We start from the raw sequence: 21,086 nt of genomic DNA, 5'->3' as shown, positions 1-21,086 counted from the left end.
GCGGGGTGGGCGAGGTGAGGACCGCGGGGGGTGCGCCTACCCTCGTAGGACCGCTTCTTTCTCCTTCCTCTCGTTGGGACTCACCGGTGGCCGGACGTTTCGCTCCCAGGCCCACGCGCACGACCGTGCGCGGTGGGGAGGTCGCCGTGCCCGCCGGGGTGCCCCGGCAGCAGTCCGCGGCGCCGGAGCTGGTGCGGGAGTGGGTGCCGGACGGGCCGCTGGAGCTGGGGCTGGTGCTCGGGCCGCTGCGGCGCGGGCCCGGTGATCCGACGTTCCGCGCGATGCCGGACGGGTCGGTGTGGCGGGCCAGCCGTACGCCGGCCGGGCCGGGGACGCTGCGGGTGTCGGTCCGGGGCGGCGCGGTGCGCGGGGAGGCCTGGGGGCCTGGGGCGCAGTGGCTGCTGGACGGGCTTCCGGAGCTGCTCGGCGCGGCGGACGATCCGGGGGCGTTCGTGCCGCGGCACCGGGTGGTGGCGCACGCGTGGCGCCGGCGTCCGGGGCTGCGGCTGACGCGGACCGGGCTGGTGCTGGAGTCGCTGATTCCGTCGATCCTGGAGCAGAAGGTCACGACGGTCGAGGCGTATCAGGCGTGGCGGATGCTGGTGCGCGCGTTCGGGGAGCCGGCGCCCGGGCCCGCCCCCGGGCGGATGTGCGTGATGCCGGATCCGCGCGGCTGGGCGCTGATCCCGTCCTGGGAGTGGCACCGGGCGGGCGTGGACGACAAGCGCGCGTCGACGGTCCTGCGGGCGGTGCGGGTCGCCGCGCGGCTGGAGCAGGCGGTGGGCATGTCCCCCGAGGACGCGCGGGCGCGGCTGGAGCTGGTGCCGGGGATCGGGCCGTGGACGTCGGCGGAGACCGTGCAGCGCAGTCACGGGGCGCCGGACGCGGTGACGGTGGGGGATCTGCACCTGCCGGGGATCGTCGGGTGGGCGCTGGCGGGGAACCGGGCGGCGGACGACGCGGTGATGCTGGAGCTGCTGGAGCCGTACGCGGGGCAGCGGCATCGGGCGGCGCGGTTCGTCCTGCTGAGCGGGAGGGTGCCGGAGCGGAGGGGGCCGCGGATGACGCGGGGGGACATCGGGCGGCTGTGAGACGCGTGGGGTGGCGGGCGGGTCCCGGGGAGCGGGCGCAGGGAGTACGGCGTCGACGCGGGGGACGGGGTGCGCGGCGGCGCTCCGGCCGGAAGCCCACCGCACAGCCCCGCGTCGGCGAGACGGCAGGCGGCCGGCGGTGGGGCTCGGACCTCCGAGACGGGCCACCGGCCCGGCCGGCAGGTCACAGCCCCGGACGGAAACCCACCGCCGGCCCCGCGTCGGCCGGACGGCCGGCGGCGGGCAGCGGCCGGCCGACCCTGGACAGCCCCGCGCGGCCCCGTACAGGCCGCGCCCTACTGGTCCGGCGAGAAGCGGAGCGCCCCCGGCGGTATGTGCGCGTTGCACCAGACTCTCGCGCCGGGGTTCAGCTCGTTGTCGGAGCCGATGATCGCGTCGTCGCCGATCACCGTGCCGTTCAGGACCGTACGGCTGCCGACCCGCGCCCGGGTCCCGACGAGGGAGTCGGTGATCACCGCGTCGGGCTCGATCACCGCGCCCGGCAGAATCGTGCTGCCGAATATGCGCGCCCCCTCCGCGACGAACGCGCCCTCCCCCACCACCGTGCCCCCCGCCAGCTTGGCGTCGGCCGCGACCCTCGCCGTCGGCAGGACGAGCCGGTCCCCGCACCGGCCGGGGACGGCGGGTGACGGCGCCCGGCCCAGGACCAGGTCCGCCGAGCCGCGGACGAACGCCGCCGGCGTGCCGAGGTCCAGCCAGTAAGTGGAGTCGACCATGCCCTGCAGATGCGCCCCCGCCGCCAGCAGCTCGGGGAACGTCTCGCGCTCGACGGACACCGGCCGCCCCGCCGGGATCGTGTCGATGACCGAGCGCCGGAAGACGTACGCCCCCGCGTTGATCTGGTCGGTGACGATCTCCTCCGGCGTCTGGGGTTTCTCCAGGAACGCCGTCACCCGTCCGGTGCCGTCCGTGGGGACCAGCCCGTACGCGCGCGGGTCCGTCACCTTCGTCAGGTGGAGCGAGACGTCCGCGCCCGTCCTGCGGTGGGTGTCGACCAGGGCCCGGATGTCCAGCCCCGTCAGGATGTCTCCGTTGAAGACGAGGACCGGGTCCTCCGGCCCCGACCGCAGCCGCGAGGCCACGTTGCGGATCGCGCCGCCCGTGCCGAGCGGCTCCTCCTCCGTGACGTACTCGATGTGCAGTCCGAGCGACGCGCCGTCGCCGAAGTACGGTTCGAAGACCTCGGCCAGATAGGACGTCGCGAGCACGATGTGGTCGACCCCCGCCGCCCTCGCCCGCGCCAGTTGATGCGTGAGGAACGGCACCCCCGCCGCCCTGACCATCGGCTTGGGCGTGTGCACCGTGAGCGGGCGCAGCCGGGTGCCCTTGCCGCCGACCAGGAGGATCGCTTCTGTCACCTGTCGTCTCTGCTTCCTGCCGGGACCGGCCGAACTGTCTTTCGGCCGGCCAGTGTATGCAGAGCCACTCGTGAGGTCAGAAGCGTCCCTGGAAGCGTGCCGCGTGCCAGCGTGCCTTGGGGAGTTTGCGGTAGAGCTGCTGTCCTGGGCAGTCCGTGACGAACGCGTCGCGGTGACCGGAGATGACGTTCAGTCGTACGTTCTTACCCTTTCGGTAGAGATTGCCACCACCCGACTTGAGGGACGTCTTCGCCCGCGGGTTGGCGCCGTAGAGGCCGAGCTTCCATGCCGTCAGGCGGCCGATGGCCCTGCCGGTGGACGTGCTGGGCGAGGTCCGGTTGAACGTGCCGAGGACGGCGATGCCCATGGTGTTGCTGTTGAAGCCGGAGGTGTGGGCGCCCAGGACCGGTTTCGCCACGCCCCCCGCGCGGCCCTCGTACAGGTTCCCGCACTTGTCGACGAGGAAGTTGTAGCCGATGTCGCGCCAGCCCATGCTGCGGACGTGGTAGCGGTAGATACCGCGAATGACGGAAGGCGCCTGTGAGCAGCTGTAGTTGTTGCCGGTGGCCGTGTGGTGCACGAAGGCGGCCTTGATCCGCTTGGTGTAGACGAACCCCCGTTCGCGCAGCCGCTCGTCGGCGCCCCAGCCGCGGCGGGTGACGATGCGCGGGCGCGGGCCGATGTACGGCCTCGCCCGCTGTTCCTCCGGCAGGCCGTCGAGGTTGTCGAACTCGTCGAGGTTCTCGATGTCGTCGATGTCGTCGAGGTCATCGAGGTCGTCGGGGCTTTCGACGCCTTCCAGCCCTTCGGCGTGCAGGGTGAGCAGGTCCTGCTCCGTCTGGTGGCGGTCAAGCTCCGGGATCTCGGTGGCCTCCAGGGGGGCCAGGTCGGCGTTGGGGGTGGCCGCGTCGACGCTCTCGGGACTGAGGGGGGCGGTGAGCGGGGGATCGAAGGAGGCGCCGAGGGCGCCGAGGGCGCCGGCGGCCGATGCCGCGGATGGCGTCGACTCCTGCGGGTCGCCGGGGTCCACCAGTTCCAGGCGCAGACCTGCCGGAAGCGTGGCGGATGCGGGGGCGCCGGTCCCGTCGGCCGTGGAGGCCGCGACACGTACCTCGACTCCGTCCGAATTCCCCACCCACAGGGGGGCGGTGGCGCCGCGCACGCGGGAGGCGGCGCGTTCGGTGGCGTCCGGGTCGGGGGCGTGCTCGGCGTTGTGCGTCTCGAGGTCCTGCCAGCCGGACCAGACGCCGGTGCCCGCGGCGCGGGTGCGGACCTGGACGCGGCCGTGGAGTTCGTCGTCCGGGTCGTCCCAGACGACGCCGACGAGGGAGAAGGGCCGTACGTCCTTGCTGGGCAGGCCCTGGACGGCGGACGAGCCGAGGGAACGGTCGGCGGCGAGGGGGACGAGGGGCAGCGACTGGGTGCCGCCGGGGACAGCGGGTTCGGCACCGGGGCGCCCGGCGGCGCGCACGGCACCGGGTGACGTGGCCGCGGTGGCCGCCGTCGCCGAGGCGCCCGGTATCGCGGCCGACGCCGCGGTCGTCGCGGGAATGGTCAGCGGCAGCGCGAGGGCTGCCGCGCAGGTCACGCCTATGGAGGGAGCGATGAGCTTACGCATGCCCCACATCCTGGACATAGTCATATAAACCTGTCCATCGGGGAATTGACGGCCGGTCGGCCGCCGTTCGGCCGAACCGGTGAGGGGCGCGACTCGATCGGCGACCCGGCGCACGCGTACGCTTGCGCGGGTGAACGCCACCGATCGCACCCCCGCCGACCTGCTGCGTTCCGCGCTCGCCGCGGACTCCGCGCGCCCCCTGGTGACCTTCTACGACGACGCCACGGGCGAACGTGTCGAACTCTCCGTGGCCACCTTCGCCAATTGGGTGGCCAAGACCGCCAACCTCCTCCAGGACGGCATGTCCGCCGAGCCCGGCGACCGGGTCGCGCTGCTGCTGCCGGCGCACTGGCAGACGGCGGTGTGGCTGCTGGCGTGCTCGTCGGTGGGCGTCGTCGCGGACGTGGAGGGCGATCCCGGACGGGCCGACTTCGTGGTCGCGGGGCCGGGGCGGTTCGAGGCGGGGCTGGCCTGCTCCGGGGAGCGGTACGCGCTGTCGCTGGGTCCGCTGGGACGGCGCTTCGCGACGCCGCCCGCCGGGTACGCCGACTACGCCGTCGACGTGCCGAGCCACGGGGACCGGTTCGCGCCGTACGCGCCGGTCGACCCGGAGGCGCCGGCGCTGATCGTGGCCGGGGCGGAGTTCACGGGCGCGGAGGTGGTGGAGCGGGCGCTCGGCGACGCCCCCGGGCTGGACCTGACGGGCCCGGGTTCCCGGATCCTGTCCGCACTCCCGTACGACACCTGGGAGGGCCTGAGCGCGGGGCTGTACGCCCCGCTGGCGGCCGGCGGCTCGGTGGTGCTGTGCCGGCACCTGGACCGGCTGGACGAGCGGTCCCTGGCCCAGCGCATCGAGGCGGAACGGGTCACGGCGACGGCCCGCTGACGCCGGGCGCCTCACAGAGGCGTCCGGCTTCCCGTGCCGGCGGCGGACGCCCGCGGCACGGCACCCCTCCGATCCGCCGTCGGTCCGGGGCCGTGACCCGCCCCTTCATCCGTACGTCCAGCGCCGTACCCCACCCCCTTCACCCGTTCGGGTCATCCCCGCCCGCGCCCCCGCCTCCCCCGGGTCACGCTCGTACCAGGCAGCGCGAACCGGACGGCGGCGACGACGGCCCAGCCGGCCGCCCGTACACCGGCTGCCCGCTCGTACAGCCGACCCGCTCGTACAGCGAAGGGGTGGAGCCAGACGTGAGCGACACCGCGGGCATGTCTTCGCGCGGCCGACGCACACCCCGTCGGCGCTGGGTGCGGTACGGGGCCGCCGGGGCGGCCGTGCTGGTGCTGGGCGGCGCGGCGGGCGGCTGGGCGCTCTACGCGAGGCTGGACGGGAACATCACCCCGGACGAGGCCGCCGCGGCCGAGCTGGCGCGGTTCGAGAAGGAGCGGCCCACCGCCCTGGTGCGGGGCGCGCAGAACATCCTGCTCATCGGGTCGGACACCCGCTCCGGGGCGGACAACCGGCGCTACGGCCGCGACCTGGGCACCGAGCGCTCCGACACCACGATCCTGCTCCACCTGTCGGCCGGGCGGCGCAGCGCCACCGCCGTCTCGCTCCCCCGCGACCTGATGGTGGACGTGCCGAGCTGCCGGCGGCCGGACGGCAGCCGCACCCGGCCGGCGTTCGCGATGCTCAACCACGCCTACGAGGCGGGCGGTTCGGCCTGCACGATCCGGACCGTCGAGAAGCTCACCGACATCCGCGTGGACCACCACGTCGTCGTCGACTTCGGCGGGTTCAAGAACATGGTCGACGCTCTCGACGGCGTACAGATCTGCCTGAAGAAGCCGATCCACGACAAAGCGGCCAAGCTGCGGCTTCCCGCAGGCCGCGTGACGCTCAACGGCGAGCAGGCCCTCGGCTACGTCCGCGCCCGCAAGTCGCTCGGCGACGGCAGCGACACCGACCGGATCGAGCGCCAGCAGCGCTTCCTCGCGGCGCTCGCCAAGAAGGTGCGCGGCAACGACGTGCTGCTCAACCCGGTGAAGCTCTACCCGGTGCTGGACGCCGCCACCTCCTCCCTCACCACCGACCCTGGCCTGGCGAGCCTGCGCGGCCTGTACGACCTCGCCCGCGGCCTGCGCGACATCCCCACCGAACGGGTGCAGTTCCTGACCGTCCCGCGCGAGTCCTACGCCGGCGACTCCAATCGCGACCAGCTCGTGGAGCCCGCGGCCGAAAGGCTTTTCGCCCGGCTGCGACAGGACGCGCCCGTGGGAGTGGCACGGGAAGCACGGGACATTTCACGGAATTCCACAGAAAACGGTGCGGACGGTGAACGTGACGGAGGCGACTCACGTCTACCCGTGTTCCGCGGAAACACCGCCGCGGAAGGCGGCTGCCGGTAAAACACTGGGCAAGGAGGCCCTCTCCGTCCTGGGAAATGGGCGGATTGCCCAGTTGTAGGGACGTGGAATTTGTCACCGTCGTCGCTTGGCGCTGAACTGGGCGGATAGTGTGAGCGATCCGGTGCACCTCGACTCCCGGCCACGAACACGTTTCTGGGGTCGCGCACTGTGTACGAGCTTTGTACGAGACCCCGTGCGCCTCGAAGGGGGAAGGCGCCGCGTGGCCCCGACGGAGGATTCAGGCAACCGTGGACGCGCAAGGCCGTGGGCGGGCGGAGCACATCGACCCCGCAGACCAGTGGGTACTCAATCCGAACACCGGTGAATACGAACTGCGACTGAGCCCTTCCGGAGAGCAGCCGACGGTTCCCGCCCCCCGCCGGACCGGTTCCCGCCGCGCCGCGCCGAGCGCCCGTTCCATGCCCCCGGCACGCGACCGGCAGGACTCCCGCGAGGGGGACGCGGCGGGTCCGCGACGACGGCGGGGCGCGCCCCCCGAGCCCGCGGCTGCCCGGCGCGGGCGGCGTCCGGCGAAGAAGTCGAAGGCGGCGAAGGCGAAGAAGGCCGTGCTGTGGACCGGCGGCGGCATGGCCTTCGTCCTGCTCGCCACGGCCGGCGCCGGCTACCTCTACATCCGGCACCTCAACGGCAACATCACCTCCGTCTCCGACGACGGCGCGAGCACCGGTGGCTTCCAGAAGGACAAGGCCATCAACATCCTGCTGATCGGCACGGACAAACGCACCGGCGCGGGCAACGAGTCCTACGGCGACCACGGCAGCCCCGGCCACGCCGACACCACGATCCTGCTGCACGTCTCCAAGGACCGCTCCAACGCGACCGCGCTCAGCATCCCGCGCGACCTGATCGTGGACATCCCGGACTGCCCGACCACGCAGGAGGACGGCTCCACCGAGGTCATCCCCGGCTCGCAGGGCGTCCGCTTCAACACCAGCCTGGGCCAGAGCGGCCGTACGCCCAGCTGCACCATGCGCACGGTGACCGAGCTGACCGGGATCACGCCGGACAACTTCATGGTGGCCGACTTCAACGCGGTCAAGACGTTGACCAGCGCGGTGGGCGGCGTCGAGGTGTGCCTGAACAAGGACATCAACGACAGGGACTCCAAGCTCAACCTGACCAAGGGCAAGCACGTCATCGAGGGCGAGGACGCGCTGGCCTTCGTCCGCACCCGGCACTCCGTGGGCACCGGCGGCGACCTGAGCCGGATCAACCTCCAGCAGCAGTTCCTCAGCGCGCTGATGCGCAAGCTGAAGTCGAACGACACCCTGACCAACCCGTCGAAGATGGTGAAGCTGGCCGAGGCGGGCACCAAGGCGCTGACGGTCGACTCCCAGCTGGACAGCATCGGCAAGCTGAAGGACCTCGGCCTGGAGCTGGGCAAGCTCAACGTCAAGAACCTGACATTCACGACCGTGCCGGTGGTCGACAACCCGGCCGAGACGGTCAAGGCGACGGTCGTGGTCGACAAGAGCAAGGCCCCGCAGGTCTTCCAGATGATCAAGGAGGACGTGTCCTTCACCGAGGTCAAGGAGAAGAAGGCCAAGGAGAAGGCGGCGGTCGCGGCCCGGCTGAAGGGCACCAAGGCGGACCCGTCCGAGGTGCGGGTGCGCATTCTCAACGGCGGGGCCGCGGCCGGCAGCGCACAGGAGACTCTCAGCTGGCTGCAGAACGACGAGGGCGTGACCAAGTCGGAGAACGCGGGCAACGCGGACGCGGCGCAGAGCAGAACGACGCTGGAGTACGCGCCCGACCAGGCGGACCAGGCACGCAGGCTCGCCGACATCATGGGTCTGTCCGGATCCGCGATGAAGCCGGGCGAGAGCGTGGAGAACGCCCAGGGGCTGCCCACGATGACGCTCGTGCTGGGCGAGGACTTCAAGGGTGCCGGCGTCTCGCTGACGGCGCCGACGAAAGCACCCGAAGGCGTCCAGAAGTCCACGGCGGACAAGGTCGTCTGCGCCGAATAGGAAATTGAGGGGTAACCCAACGGGTCCGTCGTGCGTCTGACTTGACGCGGGACGGACCCGTGTCGGGTCTGCAGGGGTGGGAGGGCAGGCAGTGACGCGAAGCAGCGTGCGGGGGGACGTGCCTGCGGTGGAGGAGACGATGTCCCTGACACCGCAGGACCAGGAACAGGACCAGGGGCAGGACGAGAGCGAGAAGGACGGGGATCCGGCCGCCGGCGGCGCCAGACACGGCGGCCGGCGGGGCGGGGGCCGCCGCGGCGCCGACCACCGGGCGCGCCGGCGCAGGGTGCTGCGCTGGAGCGCGACGTTCCTGGCGGTGGTGATGGCCGGCACCGCGGGCGCGGGCTATCTCTACTACGAGCACCTCAACAGCAACATCAAGAAGGAAGAGCTCAACCTCGGCGACAACAAGGTCGCCAAGCCGACGCCGAACGCCGCGGGCCAGACCCCGCTCAACATCCTGCTGATCGGCTCGGACGCCCGCGACAACGCCGAGAACCAGAAGCTCGGCGGCGCGAGGGAGACGTTCAACGGCCCGCCGCTCGCCGACGTCCAGATGCTGCTGCACGTCTCGGCCGACCGCTCCCACATATCGGTCGTGAGCATGCCGCGCGACACCCTGGTGATGATCCCCAAGTGCACCGACCCGGACACGGGCGAGGTGTACGAGGCGAGCACGGTGCCGGTGGCGACGAACCGGAGCCTGCAGAACGGCGGCCCCGGCTGCACGGTGGCCACCTGGCAGGAGCTGACCGGCATCCACATCGACCACTTCATGATGATCGACTTCGCGGGCGTGGTGTCGATGGCCGACGCGATCGGCGGCGTCCCGGTGTGCGTCGAGGACAACGTGTACTCCCGCGACGCACGCGGCCGCGGCTCCGGGCTGAGGCTGAGGGAGGGCACCACCAAGGTCAAGGGCGAGCAGGCCCTGCAGTGGCTGCGCACCCGCTACGGCTTCGGCGACAACAGCGACCTGTACCGGGCCAAGGCGCAGCACATGTACATGAACGCGATGGTCCGCCAGCTGCGCGCGGAGGCCCGGCTCAGCAACCCCAACTCGCTGCGCAAGCTGGCCGAGGCGGCGACGCAGGCGCTCACCGTCGACGAGGGCCTGGGCACCATCAAGAAGATGTACGACCTCGCCGCCGACCTCCAGCAGGTGCCGACCGACCGGATCACCATGACGACGATGCCCAACCGGCTCGTCGGCAACCAGGTCGAGCCGACCGAGGACGCCGAGACGGTGTTCCGGATGGTGCGCGAGGACATCGCCCTCGACGGCAAGGACAAGAAGAAGACGCCCCGCGCGGAACCGGAGCCGTCGGACCCGGCCGCGGCGGACGGGGAGATCGCGGTGCAGGTCCGCAACGGCACCGCCACCGACACCCTGCTCGCCGCTTCGGGGCGGGCCAACACGGTCGCCGGACTGCTCGTCGACGAGGGCTTCGCGCAGGCCGCCGCGGACACCTCGGCCTGGCCGGGCCAGGAGACGACGACGGTCCGCTACCCGAGCGCCGACCTGGAGGGCGACGCCCGCCGGGTGGCCGAGGCCCTCGGCATCCCGGCGAGCGCGGTGAAGAAGTCCACGGAGGTCTCCGGCGTCACGCTGACCGTCGGCGCCGACTGGCGCGAGGGCACGGCGTACGAGGCGCCGGAGAAGGAGGACAGGACGCCGGAGTCGGCCGGGGCGCTCAACGCCTCCGACACCTCGGCGTGCATGCCGGTGAACCCGAACTACACGTTCTGAGCCCCGGGTCGGTGCTCAGCCCGCCGCGCTGTCGGAGGAGCTGAGCACCGCCGGCCGGCGGGAGGCGATGACCCGCCTGGCCAGGGAGCGCGGGCTGGTCAGGAAGCCGTACCCCCACGACATGTGCATGGTGGCCAGCGCCACGGGGATCTGCAGGCGGGCCTTCAGCGGCAGCCCCTTGCCCGCCGGAACCGAGCCCGCGACGATCGCCGCGAGGTAGCCGCCGGGGATCACGAAGCCCCACGGGGTCAGTACGGCGCCCACGACCAGTCCGGCCGCGATCGCGCACACGGCCGTCGGCGGGGCGAGGTAGCGCAGGTTGATGGAGCCGGCGTGGTAGCGGGCGACGACGTGCCGCCAACGGCCGTAGTCCTTGTACTGCTTGGCCAGCGCGCGCACGCTCGGCCGGGGCCGGTAGGAGACCTTCAGCTCGGGCGAGAACCAGATCAGGCCGCCCGCCTCGCGGATGCGGAAGTTCAGCTCCCAGTCCTGGGCGCGGATGAACTCCTCGTTGTAGCCGCCCTGCTGCTCCAGCGCCTCGCGCCGGAACACGCCGAGGTAGACCGTCTCGGCGGGGCCGGCCTCGCCGCCGGTGTGGAAGGCGGCGTTGCCGACGCCGATCCTCGACGTCATGGCGGCGGCGACCGCGTGCTCCCAGTCGCTTTCTCCCTCGGCGTGCATGATGCCGCCGACGTTCTGCGCGCCGGTCTCCTCCAGCAGCCGTACTGCCGTGGCGATGTAGTTCGGCGACAGCATGCCGTGCCCGTCGACGCGGACCACGATCGGGTGGCGGGAGGCCCTGATCGCGGCGTTGAGCGCGGCGGGCGTGCGGCCCGTGGGGTTCGGGACGGTGTGCACGCGCGGGTCCTCGCGCACCAGTTCGGCGGCGATCTCGTCCGTGCGGTCCGTGGACGGACCGAGGGCGATCACGACCTCCATCTCGCCGGCGTACTCCTGGGCGAGGATCGCGTGGACGGCGCCGCGCAGATGCCGCTCCTCGTTGAGGACGGGCATGATCACGGACACGGCGGGGAGCTGCACGTCGGGCTTGGCGTTCATAGGACGCTCACGTTACCGCGAACGGGGGACAGCGGTGCGCCCCGCCGGGGCCGCTGCGCCGGACCGCAGATCGTATCGGCCTACGGTGCTCACGGCTCGTGCGTACGGCCGCAGCGCTTGTCCCAGCGGAGGTGTTCCCCATGCCCAGCACACCGCCCCGGCCCCCGGTCCGGTCGCGACCGAGGGGGGCGGCCCGGCCGCCCGTCCGGCGCGGGAGGCCGCGCTGGGCCGTCCGGGCGGTGACCACGCTGTCGGTGGCGATCCTCGCCTCCGCCGGGATCGGCCACGCGGTGATCAGCAGCCTGGACGCGGACATCGACCGGGTCGACGCCTTCAAGGACATGAAGAACCGGCCGCGCGCCGGGCACGGCATGAACGTGCTGCTGGTCGGCACGGACGGCCGGGAGCGGATCGGCGAGGCCGAGCGGCGCAGGTACCGGCTGGGCGGTGAGCCCTGCCACTGCACCGACACGATCATGATCGTGCACATCTCCGAGGACCGGAACCGGGCGAGCGTGGTCAGCCTGCCGCGCGACTCCTACGCCGAACTGCCCGCGCACACCGACCGCGTCACCGGCGAGCGGCACGCGGCGCACCCGGTGAAGCTGAACGCCGCGTACGCCGAGGGCGGTCCGCAGCTGACCGTGCGGACGGTGGAGCAGATGACCCGGGTGAAGATCGACCACTACGTGGAGGTCGACTTCGGCAGCTTCATGAAGACGGTGGACGTGCTCGGCGGGGTGCGGATCTGCACCGCCCGGCCGCTGAAGGACTCCTACACGGGCCTGGACCTGCCCGCCGGGACGCACCGGCTCTCCGGCGGGCAGGCGCTCCAGTACGTGCGCGCCCGCTACGTCGACGGGGCCTCCGACCTCGGCCGGATGCAGCGCCAGCAGCGCTTCCTGGCGGCGCTGATCGACCGGTCGACGTCCTCGGGGGTGCTGCTGAACCCGATGAAGTTCCGGGACGTCACCCGGGCCGTGCTGGGCTCGGTGCGGGCGGACAAGGGCTTCGGCGCGGGCGAACTGCTGGACCTGGGCCGGGCGATGCGGAACTTCTCGCCCTCCTCGTCGGAGTTCGCCACCGTGCCGATCGGGCAGATGGCCTACCCCGTGAAGGGCCTCGGCTCGACGCTGAAGTGGGACCCCGTCAAGGCCGGCCGGATCTTCCGCGCGCTGCGCGACGACAAGCCGCTGTCCTCCACCCGGCCCCGCACCCGCCCGTCGGCGCCGGTGGAGGTGGCCCCGCGGCAGATCCTGGTCCAGGTCGAGAACGGCACCCGGACCCCGGGGCTGGGCCGCCGGGTCGACGCCGCCCTCACCGCGGCCGGCTTCCGCACCACCCACCGCGCGACCAGCGCGGCCGACCCGTCCGCGCGCCGCACGGTCATCTCCTACGACCCCCGCTGGGACCGCTCGGCCAGGACCCTCGCGGCGGCCTTCCCCGGCAGCGTCCTGCGCCCCGTCGCGGGCCAGGGCGCCACGCTCAAGGTCACCGTCGGCACCGACTTCCGCGAGGTGCGCGCGGTGCGCGTCACGGGGACGCAGGAGGAGCCGGGGGTGGTCCGGGGGGACGAGGTGAGCTGCGGCTGAGGCGGTCGCGCGGCGTCTGCGGGCCGCCGTGACGGAACGCTCAGTCCTCGATGCCCTCCGCCGCGCGCTTCTCGCGCAGCTCCTTGATGGCGCGGCGGCGGGCCAGGCGGTGGGTGCGGCGGATCTGGGCCTCCTGGTAGCGGCGCTTGTCGCGTTCCGACTCCGGGATCACCGGCGGGACCGCGCGCGGCCTGCCGTCGGCGTCGACGGCGGCGAAGACGAGGTAGGCGGAGCCGACCTGGGTCGGCGGGGCGGACTCGTTCCAGCGTTCCGCCAGGACCCGGACGCCGACCTCCATCGAGGTCCGCCCGGTCCAGTTGACCTGGGCCTTCACATGGACCAGGTCGCCGACCCGGACCGGTTCGAGGAACACCATCTCGTCCATGGACGCCGTGACCGCGGGGCCGCCGCTGTGCCGGCCGGCCACCGCGCCCGCCGCGTCGTCCACCAGCTTCATGATCACACCGCCGTGCACCGTGCCGAGCAGATTGGTGTCGTTGTGGGTCATGATGTGGCTGAGAGTGGTCCGGGAGGCCGAGGTCGGCTTGCCCGGTATGCCGGAGGTGTCGGAGGTCGTCCGCTCTGCGGCGCTGGCCTGGTCTGTCATGGCCTCCACCTTATGCCGAAGCGACAACTCGGGACTTTGTGTCAGCTTCGCAACAGCACCGGTCCTATTTTCCGCCAGGCCTTGTGAGGCACACACCCGCGACCGGCACACTGGGGCCCATGAATGACTGGCCCCAGGGATGGTCCGACGACAACCGCGGCACCGGCTACGGACGCGGCAGCACGGGCGCGCAGCCGGAAGGCGCCCGCGTGATGCGCCAGGTGCAGCGCGGCCCGGCGGCCCCGCACTCCGGGGACCAGGCCGGAGCGCCGTACGGCGGCATCCCGCAGCAGCCGTCGTACGTCGACGGCCAGGGACACGACGGGTACGACAGCGGCTACAACACCGGCCAGGTCTACGGCGGCGGCCCCGCCGGTCCCGCCGGCGGCGGCGCCCCGCGGCCCGCGCCGAACTGGCGGCGCCGGATCAAGGTGACGGCGATCACCATGGCGACCGTGCTGATCGTCACACTCGTCGGCACCTACTTCTGGGCGGACTCCAAGCTCAACCGCGAGGTCGACCTCGCGACGGTCATCGACCGGCCCGAGAAGGGCGAGGGCACCAACTACCTCATCGTCGGCTCCGACAGCCGCGCGGGCATGACCGACGAGGAGAAGAAGAAGCTGCACACCGGGTCCGCCGAGGGCAAGCGCACGGACTCGATGATGATCCTGCACACCGGCGACAACGGCCCGACCCTGATCTCCCTGCCCCGCGACTCCAACGTCACGATCCCCGAGTTCAAGGGCTCCGAGTCGGGCAAGGTCCGCGCCGCGATGGGCGCGAACAAGCTGAACGCGGCCTACTCGATCGACGGGCCCACGCTGCTGGTGCGCACGGTCGAGTTCAACACCGGCCTGCACATCGACCACTACGTCGAGATCGGCTTCGCCGGCTTCGCGAACATCGTGGACGCGGTCGGCGGCGTCGAGATGGACATCCCGCAGGACATCAAGGACTCCAAGTCCGGCGCCGACTTCAAGAAGGGCAAGCAGACGCTGAACGGCGAGGAGGCCCTCGCCTTCGTCCGCACCCGCTACGCCCTCGCCGGCTCCGACCTGGACCGCACCAAGAACCAGCAGAAGTTCCTCTCCGCCCTCGCCAACCAGGTGGCCACCCCGAGCACGGTCCTCAATCCCTTCAAGCTCTACCCGACGATGGGCGCCGGCCTGGACTCGCTCGTCGTCGACAAGGACATGGGCCTGTGGGACCTGGCGTCCATGTTCTGGGCGATGAAGGGCGTCAGCGGCGGCGACGGCAAGTCCATGAACATGCCGATCGCGGGCAACGCCCCCAACGGCAACCTCGCCTGGGACATGACCAAGGTGAAGACGCTGGTGAACCAGCTCAAGAACGACGAGAAGGTCACCGTCTCCGCGAACTGACGCGACGTGAACGAGGCATGAGGAGGGCGCGCCCCGCAGGGGGCGCGCCCTCCTTCACGTCCGGCGCCTCACGTCCGGCGCCTCACATCGCGGCGCCCGCCATCGCGCGGCACGACTCCGCACAGCGGCGGCACGCCTCGGCGCACCGCATCATCTGCGGATCGTCCGGCATGGCCATGCAGGCCTCCGCGCACCTGTCGCAGGCCGTCGCGCACATGGCGCACATCTCGCCGGACATCGACGAGCGGCGCATCATCATGTCCGCGCACATGCGGGTGGTGTCGGCGCAGTCCATCAGCGCGCGCATGACCTGCATCTGGGCCTGGCCGCCCCGCTGCATACAGGAGCTCATCGTCTCCTCGCACACGCTGTGACACTCCATGCAGGCCCGCACGCAGTCCTGCATCTCCTGGCTCATCGGCGTCATGGTTCCGGGCTGGGTCATGGCTCCTCCTCGGGACGGGAGGCGGCCCGGCAGACCCGGACCGCCGCCCTTCCGTCGTACGCCCGTACTCACCCGTACGCCATTCGGGGAAGCCGTCAGGGCAGGTTGCGGGCCATGACGATGCGCTGGACCTGGTTCGTGCCCTCGTAGATCTGCGTGATCTTGGCGTCGCGCATCATGCGCTCGACCGGGTAGTCACGGGTGTACCCGTAGCCGCCGAGGAGCTGGACCGCGTCCGTGGTGACCTCCATCGCCACGTCCGAGGCGAAGCACTTGGCGGCGGCGCCCTGGAAGGTGAGGTCGGCGTCGCCGCGCTCGGACTTGGCCGCGGCGGCGTAGGTGAGCTGGCGGGCGGCCTCGATCTTCATGGCCATGTCGGCCAGCATGAACTGGATGCCCTGGAAGTCGGCGATCGGCTTGCCGAACTGCTTGCGCTCCTTGACGTAGCCCTTGGCGTAGTCGAGGGCGCCCTGGGCGATGCCGAGGGCCTGGGCGGCGATGGTGATGCGGGTGTGGTCCAGCGTCTTCATCGCCGTGGCGAAGCCGGTGCCCTCCGCGCCGATCATGCGGTCGGCGGGGATGCGGACGTTGTCGAGGTAGACCTCGCGGGTCGGGGAGCCCTTGATGCCGAGCTTCTTCTCGGGGGCGCCGAAGGAGACGCCCGGGTCCGACTTCTCCACGACGAACGCCGAGATGCCCTTGGAGCGCTTCTCGGGGTCGGTCACGGCCATCACCGTGTAGTACTCGGAGACGCCCGCGTTGGTGATCCAGCGCTTGACGCCGTTGAGCACGTAGTGGTCGCCGTCGCGGACGGCCTTCGTCTTCATGCCGGCCGCGTCGGAGCCCGCGTCCGGCTCGGAGAGGCAGTAGGAGAACATCGCGTCGCCCTTGGCGAGCGGCGTCATGTACTTCTTCTTCAGCTCCTCGGAGCCGGAGAGGATCACCGGCAGGGAGCCCAGCTTGTTCACCGCCGGGATCAGGGAGGAGGACGCGCAGACGCGGGCCACCTCCTCGATGACGATCACCGTGGCCAGCGCGTCGGCGCCCGCGCCGCCGTACGACTCCGGTACGTGCACGGCGTGCAGGTCGTTCGCGACCAGCGCGTCCAGCGCCTCCTGCGGGAAGCGGGCCTCCTCGTCCACCGCGGCGGCGTACGGGGCGATCTTCGCCTCCGACAGCGAGCGGACGGCGTCGCGGAGCATCTGGTGCTCCTCGGACGGGCGGTACAGGTCGAAATCAGGCGAACCCGCCAAGACTCTCACGCTCCAAGGACGCTAATTACCGTTAAGTAATACAAAGTTTAGGGGCCCGCCCACAGGAGTGACAGGTGAGCTTGGCGACAGGGGAAACCTTGCCCGCGGAGGGGCTCCGACATGCCCCGACTATGCTCAGGCAGCGCACCGACGACGTCCACCCGGGAGTACCGCATGGCCCTCAAGATCACTGTGATCGGCACCGGCTATCTCGGCGCCACGCACGCCGCGGCCATGGCCGAACTGGGCTTCGAAGTGCTGGGCCTGGACGTCGTCCCGGAGAAGATCGAGACCCTGCGGCGCGGCGAGGTCCCGATGTACGAGCCGGGTCTCGAGGAACTGCTGCGCAAGCACGTCGCGGGGATCGAGGGGTCCAGCGGGCGGCTGCGGTTCACCACCGACTACGCCGAGGCCGCCGCGTTCGGCGACGTGCACTTCGTCTGTGTGAACACCCCGCAGAAGCACGGCGAGTACGCCTGCGACATGAGCTACGTGGACGCCGCGTTCGCCTCGCTCGCCCCGCACCTGACCGGGCCCGCCCTCGTCGTCGGCAAGTCCACGGTGCCCGTCGGCTCCGCCGACCGCCTCGCCGCCTACCTGGCCGAGCACGCCCCGGCCGGCGCGGACGCGGAGCTGGCCTGGAACCCGGAGTTCCTGCGCGAGGGCTTCGCCGTGCAGGACACCCTGCGCCCGGACCGGATCGTCGTCGGCGTACGCAGCGAGCGCGCCGAGAAGCTGCTGCGCGAGGTGTACGCCACCCCGGTCGCCGAGGGTTCGCCGTTCGTCGTCACCGACTTCCCGACCGCCGAGCTGGTGAAGACCGCCGCCAACTCCTTCCTGGCCACGAAGATCTCCTTCATCAACGCGATGGCGGAGGTCTGCGAGGCCGCCGGCGGCGACGTGGCCAGGCTGGCGGAGGCCATCGGGTACGACGACCGGATCGGCCGCAAGTTCCTGCGTGCCGGCATCGGTTTCGGCGGCGGCTGTCTGCCCAAGGACATCCGGGCGTTCATGGCGCGCGCCGGTGAGCTGGGCGCGGACCAGGCGCTGACGTTCCTGCGCGAGATCGACTCGATCAACATGCGCCGGCGCGGCCAGATGGTGGAGATGGCCCGGGAGGCGCTGGGCGGCGGGGCGTTCCTGGGCCGGCGGGTCGCGGTGCTCGGCGCGACCTTCAAGCCCGACTCGGACGACGTGCGCGACTCGCCGGCGCTGAACGTCGCCGGACAGATCCACCTCCAGGGCGGGCAGGTGACGGTGTACGACCCGAAGGGCATGGACAACGCCCGCCGGCTGTTCCCGACGCTGGGCTACGCCGACTCGCCCGCGGAGGCCGCGCGGGGAGCCGACGTGGTGCTGCACCTGACCGAGTGGCGGGAGTTCCGGGAGCTGGACCCGGCGGCGCTGGGCGAGGTCGTGAAGGACCGCGTGATCCTCGACGGGCGCAACGCCCTGGACCCGGAGCTGTGGCGGCGGGCGGGGTGGACGTACCGGGCGATGGGGCGTCCGACCGCCTGAGCGGGCTCTCCCGGCCCGGCCGGAGGGTTCGGGCCGGTTCTCCCGGCCGGACCGGGGAGTCCTGGGCGGGCTTCCCGGCGTGATCGAGGCGTCCCCGGCCGGGTTCCCGACGTGATCGAGGCGTCCCCGGCCGGGTTCCCGACGTGATCGAGGCGTCCCCGGCCGGGTTCCCGACGTGATCGAGGCGTCTCCGGCCGGTTTTCTCGGCGCGATCGAAAAGTGCGAAGACAAGTGACGCCGGTTCGGCCGAGGCTCAGTCGGCCGAACCGGCGTCTTCACGCATTCTGCACCACGCGCCGGGCGCTCAGGGCGCCTTCGCGCGGTACCTGCGCATCTTCGCGCGTGCCCCGCACACCGACATGGAGCACCAGCGGCCCCGTCCGGCGGGGCTGCGGTCGTAGTAGGCCCACAGGCAGCTGGGCATCTCACAGGCCTTGAGCCGCTGCCAGGTGCCCGCCGTGAGCGCCTCGGCCACGGCGGCGGCCACCCGTGACAGCAGGGGGCCCGTGTCCAGGGGGGCGAGGCTCGCCGAGCCGTCCCGTTCGTCCACGGCGACGTACAGCGGCGCCCGCTCCAGCAGCCGACCCAGCGGCGTCACCTCGCGGTGCGGGGGGTGCCCGGCGTGCGCGAGGCAGGCCGCGCGCAGGGACTCGCGCAGCTCCCGCACGTCCGGCAGGTCCTCTTCCCGTACGCCGAAGCGCGCCCGGCCCTCCGGTGTGTCGAGCGCGTCCCGTCCGGACTCCAGGTCGACGGTGTTGACCAGGGCCTCCACCAGGGCGAGGCCGCCGGGCGCGGGCGCTCTGTCATTCATGGTTGCGACGTTACCCCCCATGGGGGAGCATGAGGTAACCGTTACCGGTTACCCGGCATCTATAGGTAACCGGACCCTCGATGAGGAGGAGAGCCATGGCCATCGCCGAACTCGGCCCCGTCGTTCTGGACTGCCCCGATCCGCGCGCACTCGCCGGCTTCTACGCCGAGGTGCTCGGCGCCACCGCGGAGGGCGACGACGAGTGGACCGACCTGAAGGTCCCCGGCGGCAGGGACCTGGCGTTCCAGGCCGCCCCGGGCTTCGTGCCGCCGAAGTGGCCGTCCGCCGAGCACTCCCAGCAGTTCCACCTGGACCTGCTCGTCAAGGACCTGGACGCGGCCGAGGAGGCCGTGCTCGCGCTCGGCGCCAAGGTGCTCGACGCCGACGACCGCTCACGCTCCTTCCGGGTTTACGCGGACCCGGCGGGACACCCGTTCTGTCTGTGCGCCTGCTGACCGGAGGAGATTCCCGATGACTTCCGCGGCCCGGTTCCGCTCGATCGTGCTCGACTGCCCCGACCCCCGTGCCCTCGCCCGCTTCTACGCCGGCGTCGTCGGGGGCGTCCCGGCCGAGGAGGACCCCGACTGGGTGGTGCTCCAGGTCCCCGGCGGCCCGCGGCTGTCCTTCCAGCGGGCCGAGGGGTTCACCCCGCCGGAGTGGCCGCGCGCCGACCGCAACTCCCAGCAGTTCCACATCGACTTCGACGCCGGCTCCACCTGGGAGGAGGTGGACGCGGCCGAGAAGCGGGTGCTGGAGCTGGGCGCCAAGGCCCTGGAGGCGGTCGACGACGACGACTTCCGGGTGTACGCCGACCCGGCGGGGCACCCGTTCTGCCTGTGCCGGATCGAGCATCCGTAGCAGGCCGCCCTGCGCCGGATCGAGCCCTCGGTCCCGCCTGGCTACCGGCCCTGACCCGGCCGCCGTTCCCGACCCGGCCGCCTATCCGTCCAGGTCGGTGATCCGCGCCGTCGACGGCCCGCGCCGCTCCTGGGCGGCGCGGGCCGCGAAGTCGGCGCTGCGCAGCATCCGCTGGGCGTTCCCCCAGGTCAGCAGGGCCACGTCGGCGTCGCTCCAGCCCCGCCCGAGCAACTCGGCGACGAGGTACGGGTAGCGGGAGACGTCGGTCAGCTCCCTGGGGTGGGCGCAGTCGGCGTCGAAGGTGCCGGACAGGCCGACGCACTCGGCCCCCGCCAGGGCGCGCACGTGGTCGAGGTGATCGGCGACGTCCCGGACCGTCGGGCCGGTCTGCTCGGCGGTGAGCGGCACCATGCACAGGCCCTTGGCGGCGCCCAGCGCGGCGAGCAGGTCGTCGGGGAGGTTGGCGGGGTGGGGGCGCAGGGCGCGCGCGCCGGAACGGGCCCAGAGCACCGGCGCCTTGGAGGTGGCCAGCACGCGGTGCGCGGTCGCCTCGGAGGCGCCGGAGAGGTCGGCGAGCACGCCCAGGCGGTTCATCTCACGGACAACCTCCTCGCCGAAGCGGGTCAGTCCCGCCTCGCCCGCCCAGGAGGTGCCGGCCAGGGTGAGCACGCGCACGCCGAGGGTGTGCAGGACCCGCAGCAGGGCGAGGGAGTCGTCGACGGCGACGGCGGAGGCGGGCCCGAGGAGGACGGCCGTGCGTCCGCAGGCGCCGGCGTCGAGGACCTCGCCGGCGGTGCGGGCGGGGCGCAGCCCTTCGGGGTGGTCGCCGACGACCGAGCCGATCAGGTCCAGCTGCTCCAGGGTGGCGGACAGCGCCCGGCCGGGCGGGCCCTCGGGGAGCTGAAGGGCGCAGAACAGCGCGCCGACGTGGCCCTCGCGCAGCCGCGGCACGTCCGTGTCGATGTCGCTGACGCCCTCCTCCAGGTCGTACCAGGGCAGTCGGCCCAGCACCTGGGCCAGGCCGCTGTAGCCGTCGGCGACGGGGTGGGCGGCGAGCAGGACGCGGGCGCGTTCCAGGTCGGCGTCGTCCGCGGGGGCGGGCGGGCCGCAGGGGTGCGCCGGGCGGACCGCCGGGGGCGGGGGATCCGGCGGCTCGGTGCGCGCGGACGGCTCCACCGGCCCAGTCGGCTCCACCGGCCCAGTCGGCTCCACCGGCCCAGTCGGCTCCACCGGCCCAGTCGGCTCCACCGGCCCAGTCGGCTCCGTCAGCCCGGACGGCTCCGTCAGCCGGGCCGACACCTCGAGTGCGCCGGCCTCGGCCGTCGTGGTCAGGTCGTCTTCCTGGAGGTCTGCCATGGCGGGGCTCCGTACCTGCGCGGC

18 protein-coding genes are annotated in these 21,086 nt (G+C 72.3%); 10 read left to right on the top strand and 8 right to left on the bottom strand.

Going from position 1 to position 21,086, the window contains the following annotated elements; genetic code table 11:
* Positions 1-86 precede the first annotated feature (86 nt).
* Positions 87-1,091 carry a DNA-3-methyladenine glycosylase 2 family protein gene (locus ABZY13_RS09465; RefSeq protein WP_356628469.1) on the top strand — a complete coding sequence of 335 codons (1,005 nt, stop codon included), beginning with the start codon at positions 87-89 and terminating at the stop codon, positions 1,089-1,091.
* Between the two features lie 296 nt (positions 1,092-1,387).
* On the opposite strand, the gene ABZY13_RS09460 is transcribed toward ABZY13_RS09465, so the two are convergent.
* Positions 1,388-2,470: an NDP-sugar synthase gene (locus ABZY13_RS09460; RefSeq protein ID WP_356628467.1), complete on the bottom strand. Its 1,083-nt coding sequence runs from the start codon at positions 2,468-2,470 to the stop codon at positions 1,388-1,390.
* A gap of 76 nt (positions 2,471-2,546) precedes the next feature.
* The gene (locus ABZY13_RS09455) at positions 2,547-4,088 is read right to left on the bottom strand and encodes a peptidoglycan recognition protein (RefSeq protein ID WP_356628465.1); all 1,542 of its coding nucleotides are present in this window, start codon (positions 4,086-4,088) and stop codon (positions 2,547-2,549) included.
* Positions 4,089-4,218: 130 nt separating this feature from the next.
* On the opposite strand from ABZY13_RS09455, the gene ABZY13_RS09450 reads away from it, so the two are divergent.
* The 4 genes from ABZY13_RS09450 (at position 4,219) to ABZY13_RS09435 (ending at position 10,178) form a co-directional block, all read left to right on the top strand.
* Complete coding sequence (locus ABZY13_RS09450; RefSeq protein ID WP_356628463.1) at positions 4,219-4,974, top strand: TIGR03089 family protein; 756 nt, start codon at positions 4,219-4,221, stop codon at positions 4,972-4,974.
* A gap of 323 nt (positions 4,975-5,297) precedes the next feature.
* On the top strand, positions 5,298-6,437 hold the full coding sequence (locus ABZY13_RS09445; RefSeq protein ID WP_356628527.1) for an LCP family protein: 1,140 nt from the start codon (positions 5,298-5,300) through the stop codon (positions 6,435-6,437).
* 248 nt (positions 6,438-6,685) lie between these two features.
* Positions 6,686-8,428 carry an LCP family protein gene (locus ABZY13_RS09440; RefSeq protein WP_356628461.1) on the top strand — a complete coding sequence of 581 codons (1,743 nt, stop codon included), beginning with the start codon at positions 6,686-6,688 and terminating at the stop codon, positions 8,426-8,428.
* Positions 8,429-8,567: 139 nt separating this feature from the next.
* Positions 8,568-10,178 carry an LCP family protein gene (locus tag ABZY13_RS09435; RefSeq protein WP_356628459.1) on the top strand — a complete coding sequence of 537 codons (1,611 nt, stop codon included), beginning with the start codon at positions 8,568-8,570 and terminating at the stop codon, positions 10,176-10,178.
* A 15-nt stretch (positions 10,179-10,193) separates the two neighbouring features.
* Here the strand turns inward: ABZY13_RS09435 and ABZY13_RS09430 are convergent, their stop codons facing one another.
* Entirely contained in the window at positions 10,194-11,237 is a 1,044-nt protein-coding gene (locus ABZY13_RS09430; RefSeq protein WP_356628457.1) for a glycosyltransferase family 2 protein, read from the bottom strand.
* Positions 11,238-11,377: 140 nt separating this feature from the next.
* Here ABZY13_RS09430 and ABZY13_RS09425 point away from each other — a divergent pair, with 140 nt between their 5' ends.
* Positions 11,378-12,829, top strand: coding sequence for an LCP family protein (locus ABZY13_RS09425; protein ID WP_356628455.1), 1,452 nt, complete (start codon positions 11,378-11,380; stop codon positions 12,827-12,829).
* A 40-nt stretch (positions 12,830-12,869) separates the two neighbouring features.
* Here ABZY13_RS09425 and ABZY13_RS09420 read toward each other — a convergent pair whose 3' ends face one another.
* Positions 12,870-13,436 carry an acyl-CoA thioesterase gene (locus ABZY13_RS09420; RefSeq protein WP_356628453.1) on the bottom strand — a complete coding sequence of 189 codons (567 nt, stop codon included), beginning with the start codon at positions 13,434-13,436 and terminating at the stop codon, positions 12,870-12,872.
* A 119-nt stretch (positions 13,437-13,555) separates the two neighbouring features.
* On the opposite strand from ABZY13_RS09420, the gene ABZY13_RS09415 reads away from it, so the two are divergent.
* Positions 13,556-14,821, top strand: a complete 1,266-nt coding sequence (locus ABZY13_RS09415; protein ID WP_356628451.1) for an LCP family protein — start codon at positions 13,556-13,558, stop codon at positions 14,819-14,821.
* A gap of 82 nt (positions 14,822-14,903) precedes the next feature.
* On the opposite strand, the gene ABZY13_RS09410 is transcribed toward ABZY13_RS09415, so the two are convergent.
* Entirely contained in the window at positions 14,904-15,266 is a 363-nt protein-coding gene (locus tag ABZY13_RS09410) for a four-helix bundle copper-binding protein (protein ID WP_356628449.1), read from the bottom strand.
* Between the two features lie 95 nt (positions 15,267-15,361).
* The gene (locus tag ABZY13_RS09405) at positions 15,362-16,519 is read right to left on the bottom strand and encodes an acyl-CoA dehydrogenase (RefSeq protein ID WP_356628447.1); all 1,158 of its coding nucleotides are present in this window, start codon (positions 16,517-16,519) and stop codon (positions 15,362-15,364) included.
* Positions 16,520-16,693: 174 nt separating this feature from the next.
* Between ABZY13_RS09405 and ABZY13_RS09400 the strand changes: the two genes are divergently transcribed.
* Entirely contained in the window at positions 16,694-18,037 is a 1,344-nt protein-coding gene (locus ABZY13_RS09400; protein ID WP_356628445.1) for a UDP-glucose/GDP-mannose dehydrogenase family protein, read from the top strand.
* A gap of 304 nt (positions 18,038-18,341) precedes the next feature.
* On the opposite strand, the gene ABZY13_RS09395 is transcribed toward ABZY13_RS09400, so the two are convergent.
* Positions 18,342-18,848: a CGNR zinc finger domain-containing protein gene (locus tag ABZY13_RS09395; RefSeq protein WP_356628443.1), complete on the bottom strand. Its 507-nt coding sequence runs from the start codon at positions 18,846-18,848 to the stop codon at positions 18,342-18,344.
* A 95-nt stretch (positions 18,849-18,943) separates the two neighbouring features.
* Here ABZY13_RS09395 and ABZY13_RS09390 point away from each other — a divergent pair, with 95 nt between their 5' ends.
* Together ABZY13_RS09390 and ABZY13_RS09385 are read left to right on the top strand one after the other, a co-directional pair.
* Positions 18,944-19,303 carry a VOC family protein gene (locus ABZY13_RS09390; protein WP_356628441.1) on the top strand — a complete coding sequence of 120 codons (360 nt, stop codon included), beginning with the start codon at positions 18,944-18,946 and terminating at the stop codon, positions 19,301-19,303.
* A gap of 16 nt (positions 19,304-19,319) precedes the next feature.
* Positions 19,320-19,706, top strand: coding sequence for a VOC family protein (locus ABZY13_RS09385; protein WP_356628439.1), 387 nt, complete (start codon positions 19,320-19,322; stop codon positions 19,704-19,706).
* Between the two features lie 81 nt (positions 19,707-19,787).
* Here the strand turns inward: ABZY13_RS09385 and ABZY13_RS09380 are convergent, their stop codons facing one another.
* On the bottom strand, positions 19,788-21,062 hold the full coding sequence (locus ABZY13_RS09380; RefSeq protein WP_356628437.1) for a membrane dipeptidase: 1,275 nt from the start codon (positions 21,060-21,062) through the stop codon (positions 19,788-19,790).
* Positions 21,063-21,086: the final 24 nt, after the last annotated feature.

Origin of the sequence: Streptomyces sp. NPDC006610, assembly GCF_040611575.1 — a bacterium.
Classification (GTDB): domain Bacteria; phylum Actinomycetota; class Actinomycetes; order Streptomycetales; family Streptomycetaceae; genus Streptomyces.
The sequence above is the reverse complement of the archived record's forward strand: the minus strand, read 5'-3'. Positions and strand labels throughout refer to the sequence as shown.

What these genes read in the sequence shown, in the direction of transcription:
- ABZY13_RS09455 (WP_356628465.1), bottom strand. Translation starts at nt 4,088, where the DNA reads ATGCGTAAGCTCATCGCTCCCTCCATAGGCGTGACCTGCGCGGCAGCC.
- ABZY13_RS09445 (WP_356628527.1), top strand. Translation starts at nt 5,298, where the DNA reads ATGTCTTCGCGCGGCCGACGCACACCCCGTCGGCGCTGGGTGCGGTAC.
- ABZY13_RS09435 (WP_356628459.1), top strand. Translation starts at nt 8,568, where the DNA reads ATGTCCCTGACACCGCAGGACCAGGAACAGGACCAGGGGCAGGACGAG.
- ABZY13_RS09430 (WP_356628457.1), bottom strand. Translation starts at nt 11,237, where the DNA reads ATGAACGCCAAGCCCGACGTGCAGCTCCCCGCCGTGTCCGTGATCATG.
- ABZY13_RS09425 (WP_356628455.1), top strand. Translation starts at nt 11,378, where the DNA reads ATGCCCAGCACACCGCCCCGGCCCCCGGTCCGGTCGCGACCGAGGGGG.
- ABZY13_RS09420 (WP_356628453.1), bottom strand. Translation starts at nt 13,436, where the DNA reads ATGACAGACCAGGCCAGCGCCGCAGAGCGGACGACCTCCGACACCTCC.
- ABZY13_RS09415 (WP_356628451.1), top strand. Translation starts at nt 13,556, where the DNA reads ATGAATGACTGGCCCCAGGGATGGTCCGACGACAACCGCGGCACCGGC.
- ABZY13_RS09410 (WP_356628449.1), bottom strand. Translation starts at nt 15,266, where the DNA reads ATGACCCAGCCCGGAACCATGACGCCGATGAGCCAGGAGATGCAGGAC.
- ABZY13_RS09400 (WP_356628445.1), top strand. Translation starts at nt 16,694, where the DNA reads ATGGCCCTCAAGATCACTGTGATCGGCACCGGCTATCTCGGCGCCACG.
- ABZY13_RS09395 (WP_356628443.1), bottom strand. Translation starts at nt 18,848, where the DNA reads ATGAATGACAGAGCGCCCGCGCCCGGCGGCCTCGCCCTGGTGGAGGCC.
- ABZY13_RS09390 (WP_356628441.1), top strand. Translation starts at nt 18,944, where the DNA reads ATGGCCATCGCCGAACTCGGCCCCGTCGTTCTGGACTGCCCCGATCCG.
- ABZY13_RS09385 (WP_356628439.1), top strand. Translation starts at nt 19,320, where the DNA reads ATGACTTCCGCGGCCCGGTTCCGCTCGATCGTGCTCGACTGCCCCGAC.
- ABZY13_RS09380 (WP_356628437.1), bottom strand. Translation starts at nt 21,062, where the DNA reads ATGGCAGACCTCCAGGAAGACGACCTGACCACGACGGCCGAGGCCGGC.